The organism is Romboutsia lituseburensis (genome assembly GCF_024723825.1).
GTDB classification, from domain to species: domain Bacteria; phylum Bacillota; class Clostridia; order Peptostreptococcales; family Peptostreptococcaceae; genus Romboutsia_F; species Romboutsia_F lituseburensis_A.
Genome location: NZ_JANQBQ010000001.1, coordinates 1,435,114 through 1,456,828 on the forward strand (window position 1 = coordinate 1,435,114; position 21,715 = coordinate 1,456,828).

Sequence of the window (21,715 nt, forward strand, 5' to 3'; positions counted from 1 at the left end):
CTTTTTTTAATAAATTAAATTTTAAAAATTTAATTTAAGAGTTTTTACATATTTTACTTTATTCAGAGAATATGAAAGCGGAATAGCTAATATCATACTCATTATTCCTTGAACTAAATTTGATGGTATAGAACCTGCTGAAATTATAACACTACCCTTAAGTATTATCCCTGCTAAAAAATATCCTACTACCATTATAAAAGTCCCAACTACAGTTGCAAAAATAGTTCTAAACATATTACTGCTATTTTTTATAATTATTCCAACAATATAACCTTCAAGTCCTTTTATAATAAGTGTAAATAAAGCCCAGTGTGAATATCCACTTAAAATATCTGCCATCGCTGAGCCTACACCCCCTGCTACCATACCTGAAATAGGTCCAAACAAAATTGATGAAATAAATATAACACCATCTCCTATATTAACATATCCATTCGTGCCAGGAGTAGGTATTTGAATAGTCATTGTTGCAATACAAACTAAGGCTATCATTAGTCCATTTAATACAATTTTTTTCGTTTTATTATTCATTTTAATTACCTCACTTATAATACTTCTATCTATCACTAATTATAAATAAATGAATAACAATACTCAATAATAATTGTAATCATACAATTTGTTTTTTTAAACCTTTTCCCAACTTAGCAAATATAATATTATAGTAATACAATTTTATATTTTATCTCTATAATTTTTCTATTATATCAAAACTATATATAATATGGTCTATTATATCTTCATATATAGGTTCAAGATACTTATCTACTATAACCCTTACATCGTATACACCTCTTTTCCCCTTAGATATAAATATATAATTACAAGTTCCATCTATGCCCTCTCCACATATTAGCTTCCCATCACAACTTCCATTATTAAAATCAACTGACTCTATACATCCCATATTGTTTGCTACTCTATCAAGTGACACGCAACCTGTCATATTGTCTGGTATTTCTATTAAAAAAACTTGCATCTTTATATTAAAAATTACATCCCCATTAAAGTTATCAATTGCTATTGCATCAAAACAGGCCTTATTTTTTGAATCTAATTCTATCCAATCTATAGGCATATCTATTTTAAATCCAAGCTCACTGTATTTTGTATTAAAGTCTGTATTTATTTTTTTATCTAACTGTCCTTGTTCTTGATATCGCATTTCTCTTAACAATAACCCAGATTTTTTAAACCCATGTTTATAAGATTCTAGTAAATATTTTTTGGATTTTTCTACGTCTTTATCTACTCCTAAACCTTCTTTTAATAATCGTCCAACTTCATATTGTGCTTGTGAATTGTTTTTTTGTGCACATCTATCTAATAAAATAAATGCTTCTTCATAATTTTCATCCTCTAATAAATCCATACCTACTTCAAAATCATTCAACATACTTCCCTGGCTTTCTAATGTCTTTTTTATTATTTCCTTTTGATGTTCTAGTTCTTTTTCTCTTTTTTGATTATCAAACATTTCCCTAAATATCTCATTTATAGCCATAGTAAGACTCCCCCCTCACAAGTAAATATTTTTATGTCTTACTCTATTTTATTTTTTATTGCAGTTAATGTTCCTTTAATTCTCTATAGTAATTTAATATGCATAACTAAGTTAATTTTTCATAATTTTAATAATTTTGTAAAATTTTTTTAACAATTTTATTGACTTTTTAATTTATTTATCTTACCATTATATAAAAGTTAACATTTTAAATTCAGCGATAAAGAGAGTAAGTTAAATGAATTTTATAGAGAGTCAAGGATGGTGGAAGCTTGATATTGAAATTTATCTGAAAAGAGCTTTTGAGAATATTACCTGAAATTAAGTATGGTAATAGGTTCCTCGCCTTAAGAGGTTTGAGGGGATAAGATAAAAGATATAATCAATCTTATCAACGAGAGTGGTAACGCGGAAATTTCGTCTCTTGGCTTTTTAGCCAAGGGACTTTTTTAATTTCAGTTATGTTTATATTTAACCACATTGATAAAGCTATTAAATTTACCGGTAAACAATTAATCACTATCAATCTAAAAAAATTTATTATTTGGAGGATTACAATTATGGAAAAAAATATTTCAACTGCTACTCAGTCCGGTAGTTCTAGATTATTTAAATTCTTAATACCATCATTTTTCGGATTATTATTATTTATAGTTCCCCTGCCGTATGGTGCGATGGTACCATTAGAAGGGTTATCGCCTATAAATATAGGTATTGGTTTTTTAGCTGAACTTATAAAAATATTGATCGGTGACAATATGGTTAATATTGCATTAGTTGTTATAGTTGCTTCTGCTATATTATCTGTTTTAAGTAAATTTATAAATATTAAAAATGATTTTTTAAATAGTGTTCTAAATGTTTCTCCATTTTGGCTAATTTGTAGAATACTTGGTGCAATATTTATATCTATGGCAGTATTTGGATTTGGACCTGAAGTTATAAAATCTGAAATAACAGGCCAGACAATGCTAGGGCTTCTACCTAGTTTACTTGCAATATTCTTAGTATCAGGATTCCTATTACCATTAGTTGTAGACTTTGGACTTATGGATTTATTCGGTACCATGATTTCTAAGTCCATGTATAAATTATTTAAAGTTCCTGGTCGTTCTGCTGTTGATGCAATTTCATCATGGTTGGGTGATGGTACTTTAGGAATAATGATTACTAATACTCAATATCAACAAGGATTTTATACTGCAAAAGAAGCTGCTATTATATCAGTTTGTTTCTCTTTAGTATCTTTACCATTTTCTACTGTTATAGCAGACCAATTAGGATTTATGCCTTTATTTGTTCCATTTTATGGTACTGTTTGTTTAGCATCATTAGCGTGTGCTCTAATTATGCCTCGCATATTCCCACTTAAAGGATTTAAAAACACTACGTTTAACAATGTTGAACATTTAAAAGAAGAATTAGTACCTGAGGGTGAAAGCGCAATTAAGTTTGGATTTACTAAGGCTTTAGATAGAGCTGAAATCGCTCCATCATTCACAACAATTTTAACAAATGGATGTAAAACTGTAATAGATATGTATTTAGGATTACTACCTCTAGTTATGGCATGGGGAACTTTAGCTCTTATAGTAGCAGAGTTTACTCCTTTCTTTAATATTATTTCATTACCTATAGTTTATGTACTTGAGTTCTTAAAAATACCAGATGCACAAGCTGCAGCACCTGCTGTATTAGTTGGATTCACTGATATGTTTTTACCTTCTATAATGATATCTGGAGAAGGAATAAGCCAAGTTACACAGTTTATAATAGGAGTTTTATCTATAACTCAATTAATATATTTAACTGAAACAGGTGCAGTTATATTAAAATCTGATATACCATTAAATTTAAAAGATTTATTTATAATATTTTTAATGCGTACTTTAATTGCATTACCTATAATAACTATTATTGCTAAGATATTATTATCATAAATATTCCAAATATTTTGTATCATTTTATATTAAAACGCATACTATATTAATAAGAGGAAAGTGTTCGACCTATGCGGATAACTTTATTCCTCTCAAAAATACTACTCTTAATATTAAGAGTAGTATTTTTATATATAAAGACATTTTAATACCTTGACTTTACAATATTTAATTTGTAAAATTTAGCTATATTATAAACGGGGGTGTGCCATGAAACATTTATTAAATGAATTAAAGGTATTAAAAGGTAATTTAGATAATCTTCCTGTAGAGAATCTAGATAATATTGATTTATCAAAAACAGAACTATTTATAGTTGATATTAATAATGGTTTTGCTAAATCTGGAGCATTGTACTCTCCTAGAGTTGAGGCCCTTATTAACCCTATAGTAGACTTTACTAAATCTATTTACAAAAAAGTTAAAAGTATAATTGCCTTTACAGACTGCCACGATGAAAATTCATTAGAACTTTCAAGCTATCCATCTCATTGTCTAAAAAATGATTTTGAAAGTGATATTGTAGATGAATTAAAAGAGATAAAAAATATTAAAATATTATCGAAAAACTCTACAAATGGTTTTTTTGTTTTAGACGATGTTAAATTTGATAATACTGAAAATATAATTATTGTCGGTGATTGTACCGATATATGTATATATCAGTTTGCTATAACTTTGAAGTCTTACTTTAATCAAAATAATATGGATAAGAATATAATAATTCCTATAAATTTAGTAGATACATATGATATTCCTAATATACACTCGGCTGAGCTTTTAAATATTGTATTTTTTAATAGCTTAATACAAAATGGAATAAAAGTTGTAAAAAATTTAATATATTAATGTATAAAAATATAAAAAGCTTTTAGTTATAAATAACTAAAAGCTTTTTATATTTATTAATAATCATATTCAGTATAATTTTCACATAATACAACTCTAATTTTTTTATTAAACATATTTTTATATCCTAATAAAAGCTCATTTAGTTCAGCATCCATTAGATTTATTTTTTTATTGCTGTAAAGCATAACTTTTTCTTGATCTATTATTATATCAATATCATTAACATCATTTTTAAGATAAGTTGTTATACAACTTTTAGGTTGAATTTTATGACCATATTTTTCGTAAAATCCAGCACTTTTTCTTATAGATTCCAAATTTTCATTTGTCATATTATTAAAATCCATAGCTCCAAATCCCGATGTAGATGGATCTATTCCAAAGTTTTTTAATTGTCTTTCTACTTCTTCAGAATCCATTCCATATCTTTCCATGAACTTTTTTTGTATGTTCATAAATTTTTCTTGTGATATATTATTTTCATTCATGTATTCAAATATCTTCTTTGAAAAATCAGCCATAGTTAGACTACCATCCATAACCGAGAAATATAAGTTATATATATACTGTTCAAATTTATCTACATCAGAATCTTTAACTTTATTTTTTAAATCATTAAAATCGATTACTCTATCATCAGACATGTTTATTCCTCCTACTAAAAGTTATTCTTGTATATGATTATAACATATATATATATTAAGTTATCTCATAAATTTAATACTTTGTGTAGTTGCATCCATATAGCAATTAGCGCCTAATGGCAATGTTAACATAGGCATACAATGACCTGCTTGTAAGTTGTATATAGCGGGCTTATTTACTTTTTCTGAGATTTCTCTAAGTAAATCAATAATTTCATTATCTTCTTCATTAAATTTCCTACAATCATTAAAATCACCATATATTATACCACTACAATCATTTAATTTACCTGCATGATATAAATGCATTAACATTCTATCAATTCTATATATATATTCTCCTATTTCTTCTATAAATAAAATTTTATTTTTTGTATTTATCTCGTATTTTGTTCCCAGGGTTGATGTTATAAGCGATAAATTTCCTCCAATTAATTTTCCCTCTGCGTTACCATCTAATATAGTATATATTTTTTCTTTTGTTGGATTGTGTATTGTTAATTCCTCATCAAAATTAATAGCATTTATAAATGATGCATAAGTAAAGTCATCCCATTTAGGCGCGGTATACGCCATTATTCCATGATACGTTGATAAATTGCATATTTGATTAAACACAATATGAAGACCTGTAATATCTGAAAATCCTATAAATACTTTAGGATTTTGATATACTACCTTATAATCTATCTTATCAAGTATTCTACTAATTCCGTATCCACCTCTCAAGCACATTATTGCATCTATACTATCATCTAAAAACATTTTTTCAACATCCTTAGCTCGTGTTTCGTCATCACCTGCCAAATATCCTTTATGTTGTAAATAACAACTCTCACCTATTTTCACATCATATCCATACGATTGAATAGCACTTTTTATTTGTTCTATATTTCCTTTTCTAAGAGGTCCTGATGGTGCAATTAGGCCTATTGTATCTCCTACTTTTAAAGGCTTAGGTATATTCATTTTCCTCCCCCTTAATACTGACTGTATTATTATTAATTTAATTCATCTACAATCTTAACTGTACCCTCTTTATTTATATATACTTTTATTACTCTCTTTGATACTCTTGTTAGAATTTCATTTTTATTAGTTTTTGCAGTACAACAAATTTCAGATAAATTCGGTCCTCTTTCTCCATAAAAAATAACATCTTCTTTATACATAGATTTTTCTATATTATCTAAATCTATAATCGTCTGATCCATACACATCATTCCAATTATATTACATTTTTTATTACCAATCATAACATAGCCTTTGTTTGACAGTTCTCTTGGGATCCCATCAGCATATCCACATGCTACAACGCCTATTTTCATATCCTTTTTAGCTACAAATGTACTATCATAGCTTATGCTTTCTCCCCTTTTTATTTCTTTAACTTGTATTATTTTTGATTTAAATGTCATGACTTTTTTTAACTTTAATTCATCTGACCTTGAATTATATCCATATAAACAAGATCCTACTCTTACCATATTCATATGAAAATTTTTATATTTACACATTCCTATGCTATCACAAATATGAGCTATTATATCTGTGCTCGGTATATTTTTTAATGTGTATAAAAATCTATCAAACTGCATTTGGTCTAATGATTCATTAGTCAAAGATAAATGTGAAAATATACCTTTAACATCAACTTCTTTGCACTTTATTATTTCTAATAATTGATTAAATACAATTGTATCTGTTTGTATATTTTCAATTATCTTAAATCCTAATCTATTAAATCCTGTATCTATTTTTATATGTACTTTACATTTTTTCTCTAATTTATTTAAAACTTCTTTTAATTGTTTAAAATAATTATAATCAAATACAGTAACTGTTATATCATTTTTAATAGCATTTTCTATATAATTAATAGGAATATATCCCATAACTAATATTGATTTTTTTATATTATTTTTTCTTAACTCCAAAGCTTCCTGCAATGACGCTACACAGAAATAATCAATATCTAAGCCATCTATATATTTAGCAATTTCAACACTACCATGCCCATATGCATTTGCTTTTATTACTGCTCCTAATTTCACATTTTTTCCTAAAAATCTTTTGATGCATTTTATATTATAAATTAAATTATCTATATTAATCTCAACCCATGTAGGTCTTAAAATATCCATAGCTCCCTCCATGTAAAAATTTGTTTACCTATTTTAATATATAATAAATTACTCTTTTTTTTATGTATAAAAGATGTTAATAATTTCAAAATAGTAAAATACACTTCTTTACATTTTTAAATCTCTATAGATTCTTTAAGTCATATATATTATAATTTATATTGTCGAAATTTATAGGAGGTTTTTATTATGGAAATAAAAAGATTTGAAACAAATGAAAGAATGAGTAGAGCAGTTGTACATAATAATACGCTTTATTTATGTGGTCAAGTTCATGCTGAGGGAGATATAAAAGAACAAACTGCTGGTGTACTAGCTAAAATAGACGATTTATTAAATAAATATGATTCTGATAAAAATCATATTTTATCTGTAACAATATATATAAAGGATATGAAGGATTTTGCTGATATGAATTCTATATGGGATTCATGGGTTGAAAAAGGATTTGCGCCTGCTAGAGCTTGCGTAGAAGCTAAAATGGCTAGAGAATGCTTACTTGTTGAAATGAGTGTTGTTGCTGCTATAAAGGAATAACTTTGTGATTATAATAAAAATAGAGATGTTAAATAATTACATCTCTATTTTTCAATTATATGCTTTTAAATATCATCTTCTTTTGCCCACATAAGAGCCCTACTTACAGATTTTTTCCAACCTTTATATAATTTTATTCTTTTTTCTTCATCAATTCTAGGATTGAATTCTTTGTCTACAGCCCACTTAGATTTAATTTCTTCTTTGTCTTTAAAAAATCCTACTGCTAAACCTGCTAAATAAGCTGCACCTAACGCTGTAGTTTCAACAACTTTTGGTCTATCTATATTTACATTTAGCATGTCAGACTGAAATTGCATTAAAAAATTATTGCTACTAGCTCCTCCATCTACTTTTAAAAATTTAAGAGTCATTTGTGAATCTTGCTGCATTGCTTCTAATACATCTTTTGTTTGATACGCTATAGATTCTAATGTAGCCCTTATAATATGTTCTTTTTGAGCGCCTCTAGTAAGACCTAGAATAGTCCCCCTTGCATACATATCCCAATATGGTGCACCTAATCCTGTAAATGCAGGAACAACATATACACCATTTGTATCTTCTACTTTATTAGCATAGGTCTCACTATCTTTAGCATGCTTTATCATTCTAAGTTCATCCCTTAGCCATTGTATAGAAGCTCCAGCCATAAATATGCTTCCCTCTAATGCATATTCTACTTTATCGTCTACTCCCCATGCTATAGTTGTAAGTAACCCTTGCTTTGATTCAACTATATTTTCACCTGTATTCATAAGTAAAAAGCAACCTGTTCCATAAGTATTTTTTGCAGTTCCTTCTTCAAAACAAGTTTGACCAAATAATGCTGCTTGTTGATCACCAGCACACCCTGATATAGGTATTTTTGCTCCAGCTAACATCATTTCATCCGTGTGACCATATATATAACTTGACGGATATACATTAGGTAACATATTCATTGGAATATCTAATTCTTTTAGTATTTCCTCATCCCATTTTAATTCCTTTATATTATACATCATTGTTCTAGATGCATTTGAGTAGTCCGTAGCATGTATTTTTCCTCTAGTTAAGTTCCATATAAGCCATGTATCTATAGTTCCAAATAAAAGTTCTCCCTTTTCAGCTTTTTCTCTAGCACCATTTACATTATCTAGTATCCATTTTATTTTAGTAGCAGAAAAATAAGCATCTATTAATAATCCAGTCTTTTTCTTTATTATATTTTCTAGACCTTTATTCTTTAACTCATCACATATTTCAGATGTTCTTCTGCATTGCCATACTATTGCATTGTATATCGGCTTGCCAGTTAATTTGTCCCATACTACTGTAGTTTCCCTTTGATTAGTTATACCAATTGAAGCAATCTCTTCTGGTGTTATTCCTGTAGTTTCTATGACCTCTCTCATTACTCCACTTTGAGATCCCCATATTTCCATAGGATTATGTTCTACCCAACCAGCTTTAGGATAAATTTGAGTGAATTCCTTTTGTGCTGTTTTTATAATTTTACCTTGTTTATCAAATAATATAGCTCTAGAACTTGTAGTTCCTTGGTCCAAAGCTATTATATATTTTTTTTCCATAAAAGTTCTCCTTATTTAAAACTTAATTAATATACACTTATTTTATCATAAATATATTAAAATAAAACAAAAGCAGCATTTTATATTAAAACACTACTTTTATCTTATCGCTCTAAATATTTTCTTTTAAAAATTTATTTATATCTAAATTAAGCTTATTACTCATCTGTACAATAAGATCAAGTATATTTTTACTTTTATTATCATTTTCTATATTGATTATAAAGCTTTTATCTACTTTTATAATATCAATTGGCATATTTAATATATAACTTAATGAAGAATATCCTGTTCCAAAATCCTCTAATACAAAACTAATCCCGCTATTTTTCATTCTTCTAATGCAGAGTCCTTGTATTCAACAAGATATTTTCTATCTGATATCATAACCCCATTTAAATTATCAGCTTTATTATTATTTTGATTATCTATAATTATGGTATCTTGCATGTTCAAATTTTTTCTATATTTTTTAATATCTTCTCTATTTTATTTATATTTATGTCTATACCCTCAGGTGTCATATTATTAATATCTTCTAGTATTTGCTTTTATATTATTTTATCTAGTAAGTAGTCCAAGTTATCTTCTACATTAGATATATAATCCATTAATATATTATCTAATGTAGCAATATGATTACTTATATTTTTTTCTGTTACACTTATATACTTACTTTTTTCTTTATATATACATACCTTTGAAAATACACTTATTGGTATGATAAGCATAATAAATAATACTACAATAAGCCTAAATCTTATACTATTAAAAAACTTAATTTTTTTCATTTTTTCCCCTATATAATAGACCTTGTAATTATTATTTTAATATCTAATCATTTTATCAACTCGGTCGAATTTTGTCAATTTAACCTATTATAATAATAATTAACTTTTTATCAGTACATTTATTTTCTTTTTCATAATTTTATGATAAAATAATGAATATATTTTGCTTTGCTTGAATATAAATTTTAATAGCAAACTTGTACATAATATAAATAGGTAAATTTTTAGTTTCAAGCATGACATCGTTATTATAACTAAATATTTATTAAAACTAGGAGGATTAATATGGGCTTAAAAGACAAATTCGCAGAATCTTTTGCTAGATCAAAAACAATGACTGGCCCTGAAAAAAAGGCTAATGAAATAATGGGGAAACTTCTTATGAAGAAAGCGGTTCTTCCTATTGTTTTAATGGTTATTGTATTAATAGGTGGTATAGCAGCTGGATTAAATTCATGGGCTATACTTGGTATTAACTTATTAATCGCTGTAGGTACTTATTTCTATGTTAAAAAAGCAGGAGATAAATATCAAAACTTTAAACCTTATGTTGGTAATTTAATTAGCTTAGAGAAAAAAGGTAAAAATGAATATATTGCTATCATAAAACAAGGTAAAATGCCTATTAAATTAGAAATACATCATGGTGGTGAAGATCTTATGAACATTAAGAAAAATCAAATGGTTCAAATAAGTTACAACCCTGATGCAAAAATAGCTATATTAGTTGCTACTAAGTAATAAAAAAATGCTATCTCTTTATAAGGAGGTAGCATTTTTTATTATAAATTTAAATGTTTACTTATTATAAGCATATTCCTTATATATTCTTAATGCCTTGGCTAATTGATCAGGACAAGATGTTCCTCTATTTTTACACGGTATATCTTCTAGTAGTTGTATTATTTCATCTATATCCTTTCCTTCAACTAAATATTTTATTCCTATCGTATTACCACTACAACCACCTTCGAATACAACATCTTTTAGTATATTTTCATCTATGTCCATTATTATAGATTTTGAACAGACTCCTTTGGTATAATATCTATACATGAATAATTCCCCCTTAAATTAATTTTTTTTATAATCTTTCATATATTTTTATAATATATAGTTAATAATTATAGTATTTGTAATATTTATATGTTTTAATTTACTTATAAATACATTTTATTAAATAGAAAGGATGCATCTAATATGACTACAGAAACTTTTATTGATAAATTTTTTAAATTTTTAGTTCTACTATTTTGGCCTATAGTCTGGTACAATGTAGTATCTATTCCTAAATTTGAAACAGTTATATTTATGTTTGGGCTATTTTCTATATTATCCCTAATTTATATAGCTCTAATTATTTATAACTTTAGAATTTTTGAAAAAATAACTGTCTTATATAGAATAAGTACTTTAATTGCATTTATTTTCTTTTTATGTAGTTACCTAATTTTTTCTAAAAGCATAGTGCTATTATCCTTAAAGCTTATCTTTATAACTATTTATTTTTATATTTCATGTCTAAAAAACTTTAAATATAAAATGAATGAAGGGGTAGTTGGAATTTTATCAGCTATATTATTAATTACTATAACTTTTTCTTATTAATACATATTTGGTCTTATTGTTGGAAATATTAGACATATAGCTTTTTTTCTGATATTATTTATTTTGAGGATAATATTAGTAATTAAATTTAATTATAAAGGAGTTAAGTATTATGGAAAGAAAAGTTTTAGCTACTATTGGCGAAAAAGAAATAACTAACTACGATGTTGAAAGTGCATTACAAAGTTTAGATCCATACCAAGCTATGCATTTTAATACTGAAGAAGGAAAGAAACAATTATTAGAAGATTTAGTAAACCAAGAATTATTCTATGTAGAAGCTAAGGAAAATAATTTACATAACAACGAAGATTTCAAAAATGAAATGAAAAAAGTTGAAGAAAATATGTTAAAGCAATATGCTATAAATAAAGTTTTATCTAGCATAACATTAACGGAAGAAGAAAAAACAGCTTTCTTTGAAGCTAATAAAAGTAAATTCAACAAATCAGAAACAGCTTCTGCTAAGCATATATTAGTAGAAACTGAAGATAAAGCTAATGAATTACTTAATAAAATAAATGCTGGAGAAGTTTCTTTCGAAGATGCAGCTGCTGAACATTCTACTTGCCCATCTAAAGATGCTGGTGGAAACTTAGGTTCATTCCCTAGAGGACAAATGGTACCTGAATTCGAAGAAGCAGTATTTAATATGCAAAAAGGCGAAGTAAGAGGACCAGTTCAAACTCAATTTGGATATCACTTAATCAAATTAGAAGATATTCAAGCAGGTGGAGAGTCTAAATATGAAGAAGTTCAAAATGAAATAGAAAGAACTTTAATGTACCAAAAACAAAGTGAAGTTTATTCAAATAAATTAAACGACTTAAAGTCTAAGTATGGAACTAACGTTAAATATAATGACTAATATATAAAAGCCTAGTATTTTACTAGGCTTTTAGTTTATTGTAGCAATATTCAATTATATCTCTTCTTTTTATTATTCCTATAAACGTTTTCTGATCATCAATAACCGGAACAAAGTTTTGATTCATTGACTTTGAAATCAAGTCTTCTATATTTGCATTAACTGATACTGGAGCATTATCCATTCGTCTTTTTATATTCATTATAGGAACTTCTTCCACAGCTCTTAAATCTAATGAAAAATCATTTTTTAATGTCCACAATAAATCTCCTTCTGTTATAGTTCCTACATATTTTCCTTCATTGTCAATTATAGGAATAGCTGAATATCTATGATATTCCATCTTTTCTAAAGCTTGCCTCATAGTGTAGTCTTCATATATATATGCAACCTCACTCTTAGGTGTCAGAAAAAATAATATGTTCACTTTACTACACCTCCAAATACTCTTTTGTAAAAAAATATAACATATAGTATATTTTTTAGTTTTTTATCTCCTTTATAATTTTAACATAATTAGTTATTATTTTAAATTCAAATATCCGTTTATCTCATATTTTTTTATTTCAAAATATATTTTATGGGTATAAAAATAATAATACATTTTTAACTTTATCTACGGAGGTATTACTATGAAATTTAATTATAAGTTAGAATTAAAAAATATATTAAACAATGTGTACGAATACAAATTATTTGAAATTATATCTAAAAATAAAGATTTGAATAACAATATAGGTAGTATTTGTGATTATAAGGAAATAATTCAAAATACTAAAATATACTTTGGAAGTGAGCTTTACGATTTTATATTAAACCTACTTCCTAAAGATAAAGATGGATATTTATTTAGATGCGAAATTGCAAATAATCATAATTATTCATTCCCAAAAGTTTATGATTATTTAGGAAATCCATTAAAAAACTCAAACAGTAATAAATTCGCCATACAACTTTGGGAATCTCATATGAACAATTTTTTATTAGAAGACCTTGAAATAATGTTTAATCAAAATGATTTTTCCTCATTTGTTGAAAATCAATTAGAAATACTTAAGCCTAAATTAAAAAAAGATATAAATAAATATAATGAAAATTCTAAAATTATAATACCATTTAATAGCTTTGATGATTTAGTTTTAACCGTAAAAAATATGCTATTAGATGCTACTTTAGATATTTCATATGCCCAAAGCTTAGTTGACCTAAATAAGCTAAGAGATGAAATGAGTAAGTTTAGTGCTACTTTCCACATGTATAATGAATTTGATAAATTAGAAGATGATCTTGAGTACTGCATCAATAACTTCTTTAAATATGATTCAAATGAATTGCTTAACTTTTTAGTAAAAGAAAAAAGATTTAAACTTAAAGAAGGAATTGGACTAATCAAAGGTTGAGAATTTACGTCTCACCTTATATACATTGATATTAAAAATATTTCATAAAATTACATTAAAAAAGCCGCTTCGAAAGCGGCTGTGTTTCACATATTACTAGAATTACTAATATATATGAACTTTAGATTATATTTTAGCTACATTCGCAGCTTGAGGACCTTTAGCTCCTTCAACTACTTCAAATTGAACGCTTTGTCCTTCTTCTAAAGACTTGTATCCTTCACCAGTTATAGCTGAGAAATGTACGAAAACATCTCCTTCACCTTCTACAGATATAAATCCAAATCCTTTTTCGTTGTTAAACCACTTAACTACACCAGTTTTCATTAATAAATCCTCCTAAAAAAAACACAAAATTATTTAATTACAATTTAATGTAATCTTATTACTACTTTATCACATATAAGTATGATTGTCAATTATTATTAAATTTATACACACTTATATGTTATTTTTTCTAAAAACATGCATGCTATAGTTAAGTTTATTTTAGTTTTACTTAATAATGTACTTGTATTATATGAAATCTTATTTCTTTATCACTCCAACCTAAATCCCATGGTACTAGTAATCTATCAGTATTATGACAAGTTACTAATGGGTAACCTTTTGAGTCTATACCGGTTACAGTTGATACATGTGTTATACGTCCACCTTTTTCATAGGCTACAAAGTCTCCGGGTTTTAAATTATATGCACTTTTATATACATCTTGATAAGATCCTTTAGATATTAAGCTACCTCTTCCACTATACAATATGTAGTTCTTAAATGCCTGAGCATTTACCCAAGCTTTAGTCCCCGCATTTTCTGAATAGTTCCAAGTATCATTTTTCTTAAATCTTCCACTTTCAAACATTATCTGAGATGCAAAATTAGCACAATCTCCTCCTTCTGGGTTATAATCTCTATAATTAGAATTAAATTTTAAACCATATTCTTCATCAGCTGCAGCCCCACAGTACTTATGTGCGTATTCAATTCCTTTTAATTGCTCTTGACTTAAGTCTAATTTTTTAGGGTCTTGGCTTAAAATATAGTTTCTTATATCTTCAGATTTTATATTTTCAAGATTTAACGAATCTGCAAAAGGATCTGTATACCATTCTTTAGTTATAATACATTGATTATCTTTTATTTTAACATTTAAGTAATGATATGTTCCTATCCTAAACATATTTATTATGTCTTTTTGGTTCTCATATGAATATTTATATTCAGTAGATACTGTACAGATAATCCCATATAAATCATCTTCTTTTTCTTTTACTTTTTTTACTTTAACCTTAGTTTTAATGTCATTAAACTTGACTCCTTGTTTACTTGACCAATTTTCAAGATATTTCATCTTTTTAGCTTCATGTTCATACGCCCATAAACCAAATTTTTTATCTGTTTGATAAAGGTTTTTGAGTATATTTTCATCTTTTTCTAATAAAGCTTTATTTCTATAATCAAATAAATTTTCAAGAAGTAACTTATACTGATTATTAACTTCCTCATCATTTATATTACTTGTTTGTATCAATTTTTCTGGTATATTATATTTATTTTGATTAATATATACATACAAGCCTATTGATAAGGTAAGGCTAAACGAAATAATCAAACCTTTGATGTACTTATTTCTTATTATGATTTTTTTCAAAGTTACACCTCCTAGCAAAGAGTACATCTGTCATTATTTTTAAATTATTTTTTATTATTATGTCCAAATCATAAGTAAATAATTTTATTTATTTAATTTAAGTTAAAATTGTTATCATACATTTTGATTTTTATTTTATTTACTAGGTTTTTTAATATTTTAGTAGTAATATAATTATGTAGTTTATTGTTTTAATTTATATATATTATAAATACGGAGGTGTAATTTATTTTGAAAAAAATAGCTGCAATTAATGATTTATCTGGTATTGGAAGGTGTTCTTTAACTGTTGCACTTCCTATAATTTCAGCATTAAAAGTACAATGTTGTCCATTTCCTACTGCTATACTGTCTAGTCAAACAGGATACCCAGAATATACATTTTTAGATTTTACTAATAATATGAGTAATTATTATTCTGTTTGGAAAAATCTAAATATAAACTTTGATTGTATTTATAGCGGTTTCTTAGGATCAAAAGAACAAATAGATATTGTATGTAAATTTATTTGTGAAAACAAAGATTCATTTGTTATTGTAGATCCAGTTATGGGTGACGAAGGAAAACTTTATCCAGTCTTTGATATTGATATGTGTAAAAAAATCAAAAATTTAGTTAAGCATGCAGACTTAGTGACTCCAAACTTAACAGAAGCATGCCTTTTAACTGATAACGAATATAAAAAAGATACTTTTTCAGAATTAGAGATTATAAATATAGCTAAAGACATATGTAAATTAGGTCCTAGAAAAGTTATCATAACAGGTATAATTTCAAATGATAATATTATAAATTTAGCATATGATAAAGATTTAGATAAATATTTTGTAACATCTATAAAGTATAATAATAAATCTTATAGCGGAACCGGCGATATATTTACATCTATTGTCTCAGGGCTTTTAATGAGAGATTACTCTCTAGAGGAGGCTACTAAAGAGGCTACTATGTTTATATCTGAAGTGGTTAATTACACATCTCAATTTGATACAGATCGAAATGATGGTGTAATATTTGAACAGTTCTTAAATATGCTAACAAGCCTTTAATTTTAAAAAGGGATACCTAAAAAGGTATCCCTATTCCACGTTGTCAATTTCTTATATGTCAAATATCATACCTTATATACTATTAAATTTTTATGTTATTTGTTACTAATTTAATATTTTTTATTATTATAAATTCTAATTATCTTTATTTAGTCTATAATTAAAATTTAATTTATAGAATATAATATATAGATTTAATAAAAGGAGGGAGAATTTATATGGATATAAATCAAAAATCAAAAGAATTTGCTCAATATGTTAAAGCTACTGATGAATTTAAAAATATGAATAAATGTAAATTAGAATTAGAGAGAAATAGAAATCTAAAAAAACAATTAGATACTTATGTTAATAAAAAAAATACTATTTATTCAAATTATAGAATGGAAGATGCTTCAAAAAAAATAAGCCAGTTAAATCGAGACTACCATAATTTTTTTAATCTTCCTATAGTTGCTAATTATATGCAGGCTACAAGAGATTTTAATAATATGATGGAGAAGCTTTATAAATCTATAGAAAAAGAGCTTTTAAAATAGTTTATACCAATAAAAAAGAATGCCTAAATAGGCACTCTTTTTTATTTATATACTATATAATTAATCAAAATCTCTAGGTTGAACTATCATGTTTTGCATCATATTTTGCATCATCATATAGTAATTCATCCACATATCATTCATATCCTGATATTGATTTACATATGCATTCATATAAGGCATATCTAAATTTGGATATTCTTGAGAAAATCCACCTACATATTGCATATTACACATATCATACATAGGACTTACATATGTTGCACACCCATTATTCATACATATATCTTCATCTTCTACATATATTATTTCTTCGTTTTCATAGCATGGGTTACAATAATGGTTCTTTTTAACTTTGCATCCGCATTCTTTTTTCTTCGGAGCCTGACATTCGCATTTTTCTATTTTACATCCCCATTCTTTTTTCTTTGGAGCTTGGCATTCACATTTCTCTATGTTACATTCACAATCTATTTCTATTTCCATTTCGCATTTAGGTTTAGTTTCACATAAGTCTAGTTTATCGCTACATTTTTTTATCATATCTTCACATTTTTTAGATTTATGTTCATATTCTTTTATTTTTTCACCTGCTGATTTATAGCATTCTAATGCTTTCTCATCACATTTTAAAGCTTGATTATATAAACATTTAGCTTTTTCATTATGCTCTTGAGCTTTTTCATATAAACATTTAGCTTTTTCACAGTTACACTCAGCTTCTTTTTCTACTTTTTCAGCTTCTTTATATAAGCATTTAGATCTTTCGCAAAGTTTTTCAGCTTTTTCCATTAATTCTTTAGCTTTACATTCAGCTGCTTTTGCTTCTTTTTCATCACAATTAGCATTTTGTATTAAATTTTGAGCTTTAGCACATAAAACTTTAGATGATCTTTCACATTCTTTAGCTTGCTCATATGCTTCTTGAGCTTTGCATTCGCATTCTAAGGCTCTTTCGAATAAATCTTCTGCTTGTTTAGCTAATTTAACACATTTATCCACGCAAGTTATTTCATAATCCTCACAAGGACACTCTACATATTGTTTAATTGGTTTTTTACATGGTTTACATGGTTTACATGTATTAACTGGTTCACTGCATGAATTACATGTATTGCATACATTGCATTCTTCATAGTTTACTGTAGAACATGGTTGTTTTTTTCTTTTTCTCATAAAACGTCAAACCCCTTTGCTGTAAATTTACCCCCATAAGAAAAACTTATGTTGTCTAATATAATTATATGATTGTCTTTCAATGTGGTTACTAATTCTTTACAGCTGAAGCTTTTTGATATAAATCATGAGTGTTTTATTAAAGACCTTAAAGTATTTTTTGATTTGTAATAAAAATATATTTTACCTTTTTTATAATATTTTTTATTCTATTTGCACATGATATTTACAAGAATTGCAAATTTAAATGTGGCAATTTCTCGATAGGAGTGATTTTATGACTTTTAATGAATTTAATAATACTAATGAAGAGGAAATTTATTACTTCGAAGATGATTGTTGCAACTTAGGAGACAGCTTAAAGACATTTGCGCAATCTAACCCTTTATTGACAAAAGGTTTATTAGTAGGATCTACTTTAGCAGCTGCAACTATTATTAGCCCTACAGTAAGAAAAATTACTATTCCAACGTGTAAATTTTTAGCAAAACAACAATTTAAATTTTTAGCTGGTATCGGTGTATTATCTATAGCAACTTATATAACTAGCAATTCTCCTGATTTACACGATGCAAATTAAAAACCAAATGCAAAACAACAAAAACAGCATTAGATACTATTAGTATCTAATGCTGTTTTAGTCTATTTGTATTAATTCATCGTTATAATATAATTGAACTTTCTCTATCCAATCTCCATTATAGCTATCTTGAATTACATTCTTAATTATAGTATTTATAGTGTATTCTTTAGTTGAATCGTTTAGATAGTCATCTTTCCAAGTCACTCTATTTTTTTGAGAATCTTTATATTCTACTAAGTTGATTTTAGCTGTATTTTTACCAAAAACTGTTACATTCATAGGCAATCCATTAAAACATTCTTGTGAAATACCATTTATTATAACATTTAATTTTTCTTCTAAAGAACTCTTCGAATCTACTTTTATATATTTAGTAGTAGTTACATCATTTACCATAACACTTATAGGCATTTCAATAAAATTATCTTTTCTTATTAATTCATTGCCTTTAACTGTATTTTCACTTATATTTAATGATTTTTCATCACTATTAACTATTATTGAAGATGGCTTCTCATCTATTATATTAGAACTTTGTTTATCATTTGTGCACGATGTAGCTAATAAAGTAGTAGCAATTAAAAATAAAGTCATTGCTATTTTTTTCATAAGTATACCTCTTCTTTTTATTATTATTTAATATTATATCATAGTATACTATATATTTTCAGTTATTTCATGATTTTTCTACTTTATTTTTAAGTTTCTAATATTTTTTTATTATCTTACACTTATAAAATTAGATTTAACTTGCATTTTATATTTTTTTTCATTATTTTTTAAATTTTCATTTAAATTAAAATTTAACTCTCTCGTATTTTGTAATTTGCTTATCTCTTTATTATCAATTTTATTTCTTTCTATTAACTCGCTAAAATCTATATTTTCTATAGATTTTAGGTCTAAATTTATATTATATTTTTCTATTGGTAAATCTAATTCTGTACTTGATTGTTTTGCATTAACAACTAAGTTTTTAGCTACAGGTATATCTACATTTATAGTAATGTCCCCATATTCATTATTTGTTTGAATTATATCCATATTTTCAGGTAAATACTCTTCTATATTATCAATGAATATATCCTGTTCATCTGAGTATATATTTACTGAATTTGCTATAATATTTATATTCTTTATTCCTAATAATTCTGATACAGACATTTGTATATAATTTTTAGATGTAATATTTAAGTCATTCAAACTTTTCACTTTTTTAGGTAACGATATATTACCTGTTATTGTTTTGAAATTTAATGTATCTAATAAAATATCCTCTTCCACCATCAATGTTCCATTTCCTGTTGTCGCATTTATATCAATATTTTTTGAAACATATATAGTAATTGTATTTGCGTTATATAAGTAAAGTTCTCCTACCATTAAATCAACAACATCATTTATATCCTTAAACTCAACATAATTATTATTGTTTTTATTTTGAGTAATCAAAAGCTCGTTCTCACTGTTACTTATATCATATGACTCATTTTTACTCGAACCTTTTTTAGTGATTATGATTTCTTCTTTATCATGCTTTTTTATTTTTATATTAGCTCCATTAGTGTTTATATTTAATTTAGTAATATTTATTTCTTTATTAAATATTACAGTTTCTTTATTTAATTCTTGCTCTATCTGTGATGCCATGTTTATAAAATAAGGAACAGATGCAATTCCAAAGCTGATAGATCCTATAATACCTATTACTATTAATACAATAGCAACTATAGTGATTTTTTTATTCATATCTTTCATCACCTTCCTCCTTAACATTATCTTTATCTAAATTTTTATAGTAATCCTCTTCTAACTCTTTTTTATCATACTCTTCCTTTTTTTTACTAGCATTTATATATATATTTCTTGTCTTTATCCAGTGTCTATATTTTTTTGTTATTTTAATACATAAAGACACTAAAAATATATATATTTGCCATGCAAGAATTTGACCACCTATAAATGCCATTGACATAAATGTATAAAGTAAAATAGTTTCAGTAGTTCCTTTTACTAAGTTTATAGCTAACGGTATAGTTGCAATATAAATTATTAAAAATCCAACGAGTCCTATGCCTATACCTGCTAAGGTTATTACTATAGCTATTGATGGTATAATTAAAATAATTGATAGTATAGTTAAAATAACTTGTATCCACTTTCTATTTTTTTCATGATTTTTATTATTTATATTAGGTGTTAATTTCTCACTAATATAGTCCTTTGTATGTTTGTACGTCTCTCTCGTTCTTAATTTTAATAGGTTAAACTTATCATTTAATCTATCACTAGAATTAGATTGACGTTTATCATCTTTTTTAATCTGTGATATTAATTCATTTGCTATAGCTTTAGGAGATCCTAGTGCTTCTATTATTTCCATATCATTTTTGCCTTCTATTAATCCATCTACAAAGTATTCTTCATAATCTCTTAATATGTCATTTATCTCATCTTCCGAAAAGTCTTTTTTAAGATAGTCTTTTAAAATCTCTAAGAATTCTATTTTATTCAAAATTATTACCTCCTTCTTCATTATCAATTAATATATTTACTGCTTTTACAAACTCTTTCCACTCTATCATTAATTTTTTTAAATTTTCTTTTCCTAATTCAGTCAATTTATAATACTTTCTTGCTGGACCTTCACTAGATTCTAAAATGTATGTTTCAAAATACTCTTCTTTTGTTAATCTTCTAAGTATTGGGTAAATTGTACCTTCATTAACATCTATAACTTTAGATATATTTTGAACTATTTCATATCCATACATATCTTTTTTAGATATAAGCGCCAGTACACAAATTTCTAAAACACCTTTTCTAAATTGAGTATTCACATTACTCCTCCTTT

General features: G+C 26.0%; 26 protein-coding genes and 1 other annotated feature. Of the genes, 9 read left to right on the plus strand and 17 right to left on the minus strand.

Annotation, left to right across the window (positions count from 1 at the left end):
* Positions 1–21: 21 nt before the first annotated feature.
* Positions 22–534 carry an ECF transporter S component gene (locus tag NWE74_RS06995; RefSeq protein WP_258242507.1) on the minus strand — a complete coding sequence of 171 codons (513 nt, stop codon included), beginning with the start codon at positions 532–534 and terminating at the stop codon, positions 22–24.
* Positions 535–691: 157 nt separating this feature from the next.
* Positions 692–1,507: a tetratricopeptide repeat protein gene (locus NWE74_RS07000; RefSeq protein WP_258242508.1), complete on the minus strand. Its 816-nt coding sequence runs from the start codon at positions 1,505–1,507 to the stop codon at positions 692–694.
* 208 nt (positions 1,508–1,715) lie between these two features.
* Positions 1,716–1,935: a binding site (T-box leader), on the plus strand.
* Between the two features lie 132 nt (positions 1,936–2,067).
* Here NWE74_RS07000 and NWE74_RS07005 point away from each other — a divergent pair.
* Both NWE74_RS07005 and NWE74_RS07010 read left to right on the plus strand, forming a co-directional pair.
* On the plus strand, positions 2,068–3,447 hold the full coding sequence (locus NWE74_RS07005) for a YjiH family protein (RefSeq protein WP_258242509.1): 1,380 nt from the start codon (positions 2,068–2,070) through the stop codon (positions 3,445–3,447).
* Positions 3,448–3,657: 210 nt separating this feature from the next.
* Positions 3,658–4,296, plus strand: coding sequence for an isochorismatase family cysteine hydrolase (locus tag NWE74_RS07010; protein ID WP_258242510.1), 639 nt, complete (start codon positions 3,658–3,660; stop codon positions 4,294–4,296).
* A 56-nt stretch (positions 4,297–4,352) separates the two neighbouring features.
* Here the strand turns inward: NWE74_RS07010 and NWE74_RS07015 are convergent, their stop codons facing one another.
* Genes NWE74_RS07015 through alr form a run of 3 tightly spaced genes read right to left on the minus strand, consistent with a single transcriptional unit; the run spans position 4,353 to position 7,087 of the window.
* Entirely contained in the window at positions 4,353–4,943 is a 591-nt protein-coding gene (locus tag NWE74_RS07015) for a DUF3867 domain-containing protein (RefSeq protein WP_258242511.1), read from the minus strand.
* A gap of 60 nt (positions 4,944–5,003) precedes the next feature.
* Positions 5,004–5,912: a S66 peptidase family protein gene (locus NWE74_RS07020; protein ID WP_258242512.1), complete on the minus strand. Its 909-nt coding sequence runs from the start codon at positions 5,910–5,912 to the stop codon at positions 5,004–5,006.
* Positions 5,913–5,944: 32 nt separating this feature from the next.
* Complete coding sequence (gene alr / locus NWE74_RS07025; protein ID WP_258242513.1) at positions 5,945–7,087, minus strand: alanine racemase; 1,143 nt, start codon at positions 7,085–7,087, stop codon at positions 5,945–5,947.
* Between the two features lie 189 nt (positions 7,088–7,276).
* On the opposite strand from alr, the gene NWE74_RS07030 reads away from it, so the two are divergent.
* The gene (locus NWE74_RS07030; RefSeq protein WP_258242514.1) at positions 7,277–7,624 is read left to right on the plus strand and encodes a RidA family protein; all 348 of its coding nucleotides are present in this window, start codon (positions 7,277–7,279) and stop codon (positions 7,622–7,624) included.
* 65 nt (positions 7,625–7,689) lie between these two features.
* Here the strand turns inward: NWE74_RS07030 and glpK are convergent, their stop codons facing one another.
* The 3 genes from glpK to NWE74_RS07045 form a co-directional block, all read right to left on the minus strand.
* Positions 7,690–9,198, minus strand: a complete 1,509-nt coding sequence (glpK, locus tag NWE74_RS07035) for a glycerol kinase GlpK (RefSeq protein WP_258242515.1) — start codon at positions 9,196–9,198, stop codon at positions 7,690–7,692.
* 112 nt (positions 9,199–9,310) lie between these two features.
* Positions 9,311–9,532 carry an EAL domain-containing protein gene (locus NWE74_RS07040; protein WP_258242516.1) on the minus strand — a complete coding sequence of 74 codons (222 nt, stop codon included), beginning with the start codon at positions 9,530–9,532 and terminating at the stop codon, positions 9,311–9,313.
* Between the two features lie 217 nt (positions 9,533–9,749).
* Positions 9,750–9,989: a hypothetical protein gene (locus NWE74_RS07045; RefSeq protein ID WP_258242517.1), complete on the minus strand. Its 240-nt coding sequence runs from the start codon at positions 9,987–9,989 to the stop codon at positions 9,750–9,752.
* A 285-nt stretch (positions 9,990–10,274) separates the two neighbouring features.
* On the opposite strand from NWE74_RS07045, the gene NWE74_RS07050 reads away from it, so the two are divergent.
* Complete coding sequence (locus NWE74_RS07050; protein ID WP_258242518.1) at positions 10,275–10,730, plus strand: hypothetical protein; 456 nt, start codon at positions 10,275–10,277, stop codon at positions 10,728–10,730.
* A gap of 57 nt (positions 10,731–10,787) precedes the next feature.
* Here NWE74_RS07050 and NWE74_RS07055 read toward each other — a convergent pair whose 3' ends face one another.
* Complete coding sequence (locus NWE74_RS07055; protein WP_258242519.1) at positions 10,788–11,045, minus strand: TIGR03905 family TSCPD domain-containing protein; 258 nt, start codon at positions 11,043–11,045, stop codon at positions 10,788–10,790.
* A gap of 664 nt (positions 11,046–11,709) precedes the next feature.
* On the opposite strand from NWE74_RS07055, the gene NWE74_RS07060 reads away from it, so the two are divergent.
* Positions 11,710–12,465, plus strand: coding sequence for a peptidylprolyl isomerase (locus tag NWE74_RS07060; RefSeq protein WP_258242520.1), 756 nt, complete (start codon positions 11,710–11,712; stop codon positions 12,463–12,465).
* Between the two features lie 22 nt (positions 12,466–12,487).
* Here the strand turns inward: NWE74_RS07060 and NWE74_RS07065 are convergent, their stop codons facing one another.
* Positions 12,488–12,892, minus strand: coding sequence for a CBS domain-containing protein (locus tag NWE74_RS07065; protein WP_092724565.1), 405 nt, complete (start codon positions 12,890–12,892; stop codon positions 12,488–12,490).
* A gap of 205 nt (positions 12,893–13,097) precedes the next feature.
* Here NWE74_RS07065 and NWE74_RS07070 point away from each other — a divergent pair, with 205 nt between their 5' ends.
* Positions 13,098–13,865, plus strand: coding sequence for a hypothetical protein (locus NWE74_RS07070; RefSeq protein ID WP_258242521.1), 768 nt, complete (start codon positions 13,098–13,100; stop codon positions 13,863–13,865).
* A gap of 126 nt (positions 13,866–13,991) precedes the next feature.
* On the opposite strand, the gene NWE74_RS07075 is transcribed toward NWE74_RS07070, so the two are convergent.
* Together NWE74_RS07075 and NWE74_RS07080 are read right to left on the minus strand one after the other, a co-directional pair.
* On the minus strand, positions 13,992–14,192 hold the full coding sequence (locus NWE74_RS07075) for a cold-shock protein (protein WP_258242522.1): 201 nt from the start codon (positions 14,190–14,192) through the stop codon (positions 13,992–13,994).
* A gap of 172 nt (positions 14,193–14,364) precedes the next feature.
* Positions 14,365–15,513, minus strand: a complete 1,149-nt coding sequence (locus NWE74_RS07080; protein WP_330666324.1) for an amidase domain-containing protein — start codon at positions 15,511–15,513, stop codon at positions 14,365–14,367.
* Positions 15,514–15,744: 231 nt separating this feature from the next.
* Here NWE74_RS07080 and NWE74_RS07085 point away from each other — a divergent pair, with 231 nt between their 5' ends.
* Together NWE74_RS07085 and NWE74_RS07090 are read left to right on the plus strand one after the other, a co-directional pair.
* Positions 15,745–16,563: a pyridoxamine kinase gene (locus tag NWE74_RS07085; protein WP_330666325.1), complete on the plus strand. Its 819-nt coding sequence runs from the start codon at positions 15,745–15,747 to the stop codon at positions 16,561–16,563.
* A 218-nt stretch (positions 16,564–16,781) separates the two neighbouring features.
* The gene (locus NWE74_RS07090) at positions 16,782–17,102 is read left to right on the plus strand and encodes a YlbF family regulator (RefSeq protein ID WP_258242524.1); all 321 of its coding nucleotides are present in this window, start codon (positions 16,782–16,784) and stop codon (positions 17,100–17,102) included.
* 60 nt (positions 17,103–17,162) lie between these two features.
* On the opposite strand, the gene NWE74_RS07095 is transcribed toward NWE74_RS07090, so the two are convergent.
* Positions 17,163–18,278: a hypothetical protein gene (locus tag NWE74_RS07095; protein WP_258242525.1), complete on the minus strand. Its 1,116-nt coding sequence runs from the start codon at positions 18,276–18,278 to the stop codon at positions 17,163–17,165.
* A 277-nt stretch (positions 18,279–18,555) separates the two neighbouring features.
* On the opposite strand from NWE74_RS07095, the gene NWE74_RS07100 reads away from it, so the two are divergent.
* Positions 18,556–18,858: a hypothetical protein gene (locus tag NWE74_RS07100; RefSeq protein WP_258242526.1), complete on the plus strand. Its 303-nt coding sequence runs from the start codon at positions 18,556–18,558 to the stop codon at positions 18,856–18,858.
* Between the two features lie 57 nt (positions 18,859–18,915).
* Here NWE74_RS07100 and NWE74_RS07105 read toward each other — a convergent pair whose 3' ends face one another.
* The 4 genes from NWE74_RS07105 to NWE74_RS07120 form a co-directional block, all read right to left on the minus strand.
* Positions 18,916–19,470 carry a hypothetical protein gene (locus NWE74_RS07105; RefSeq protein WP_258242527.1) on the minus strand — a complete coding sequence of 185 codons (555 nt, stop codon included), beginning with the start codon at positions 19,468–19,470 and terminating at the stop codon, positions 18,916–18,918.
* Between the two features lie 111 nt (positions 19,471–19,581).
* Positions 19,582–20,619, minus strand: coding sequence for a DUF4097 domain-containing protein (locus tag NWE74_RS07110; protein WP_258242528.1), 1,038 nt, complete (start codon positions 20,617–20,619; stop codon positions 19,582–19,584).
* The gene (locus tag NWE74_RS07115) at positions 20,603–21,376 is read right to left on the minus strand and encodes a DUF1700 domain-containing protein (RefSeq protein WP_258242529.1); all 774 of its coding nucleotides are present in this window, start codon (positions 21,374–21,376) and stop codon (positions 20,603–20,605) included. Before NWE74_RS07115 ends, NWE74_RS07110 begins: the two co-directional genes overlap by 17 nt.
* Entirely contained in the window at positions 21,369–21,701 is a 333-nt protein-coding gene (locus NWE74_RS07120) for a PadR family transcriptional regulator (RefSeq protein WP_258242530.1), read from the minus strand. Before NWE74_RS07120 ends, NWE74_RS07115 begins: the two co-directional genes overlap by 8 nt.
* Positions 21,702–21,715: the final 14 nt, after the last annotated feature.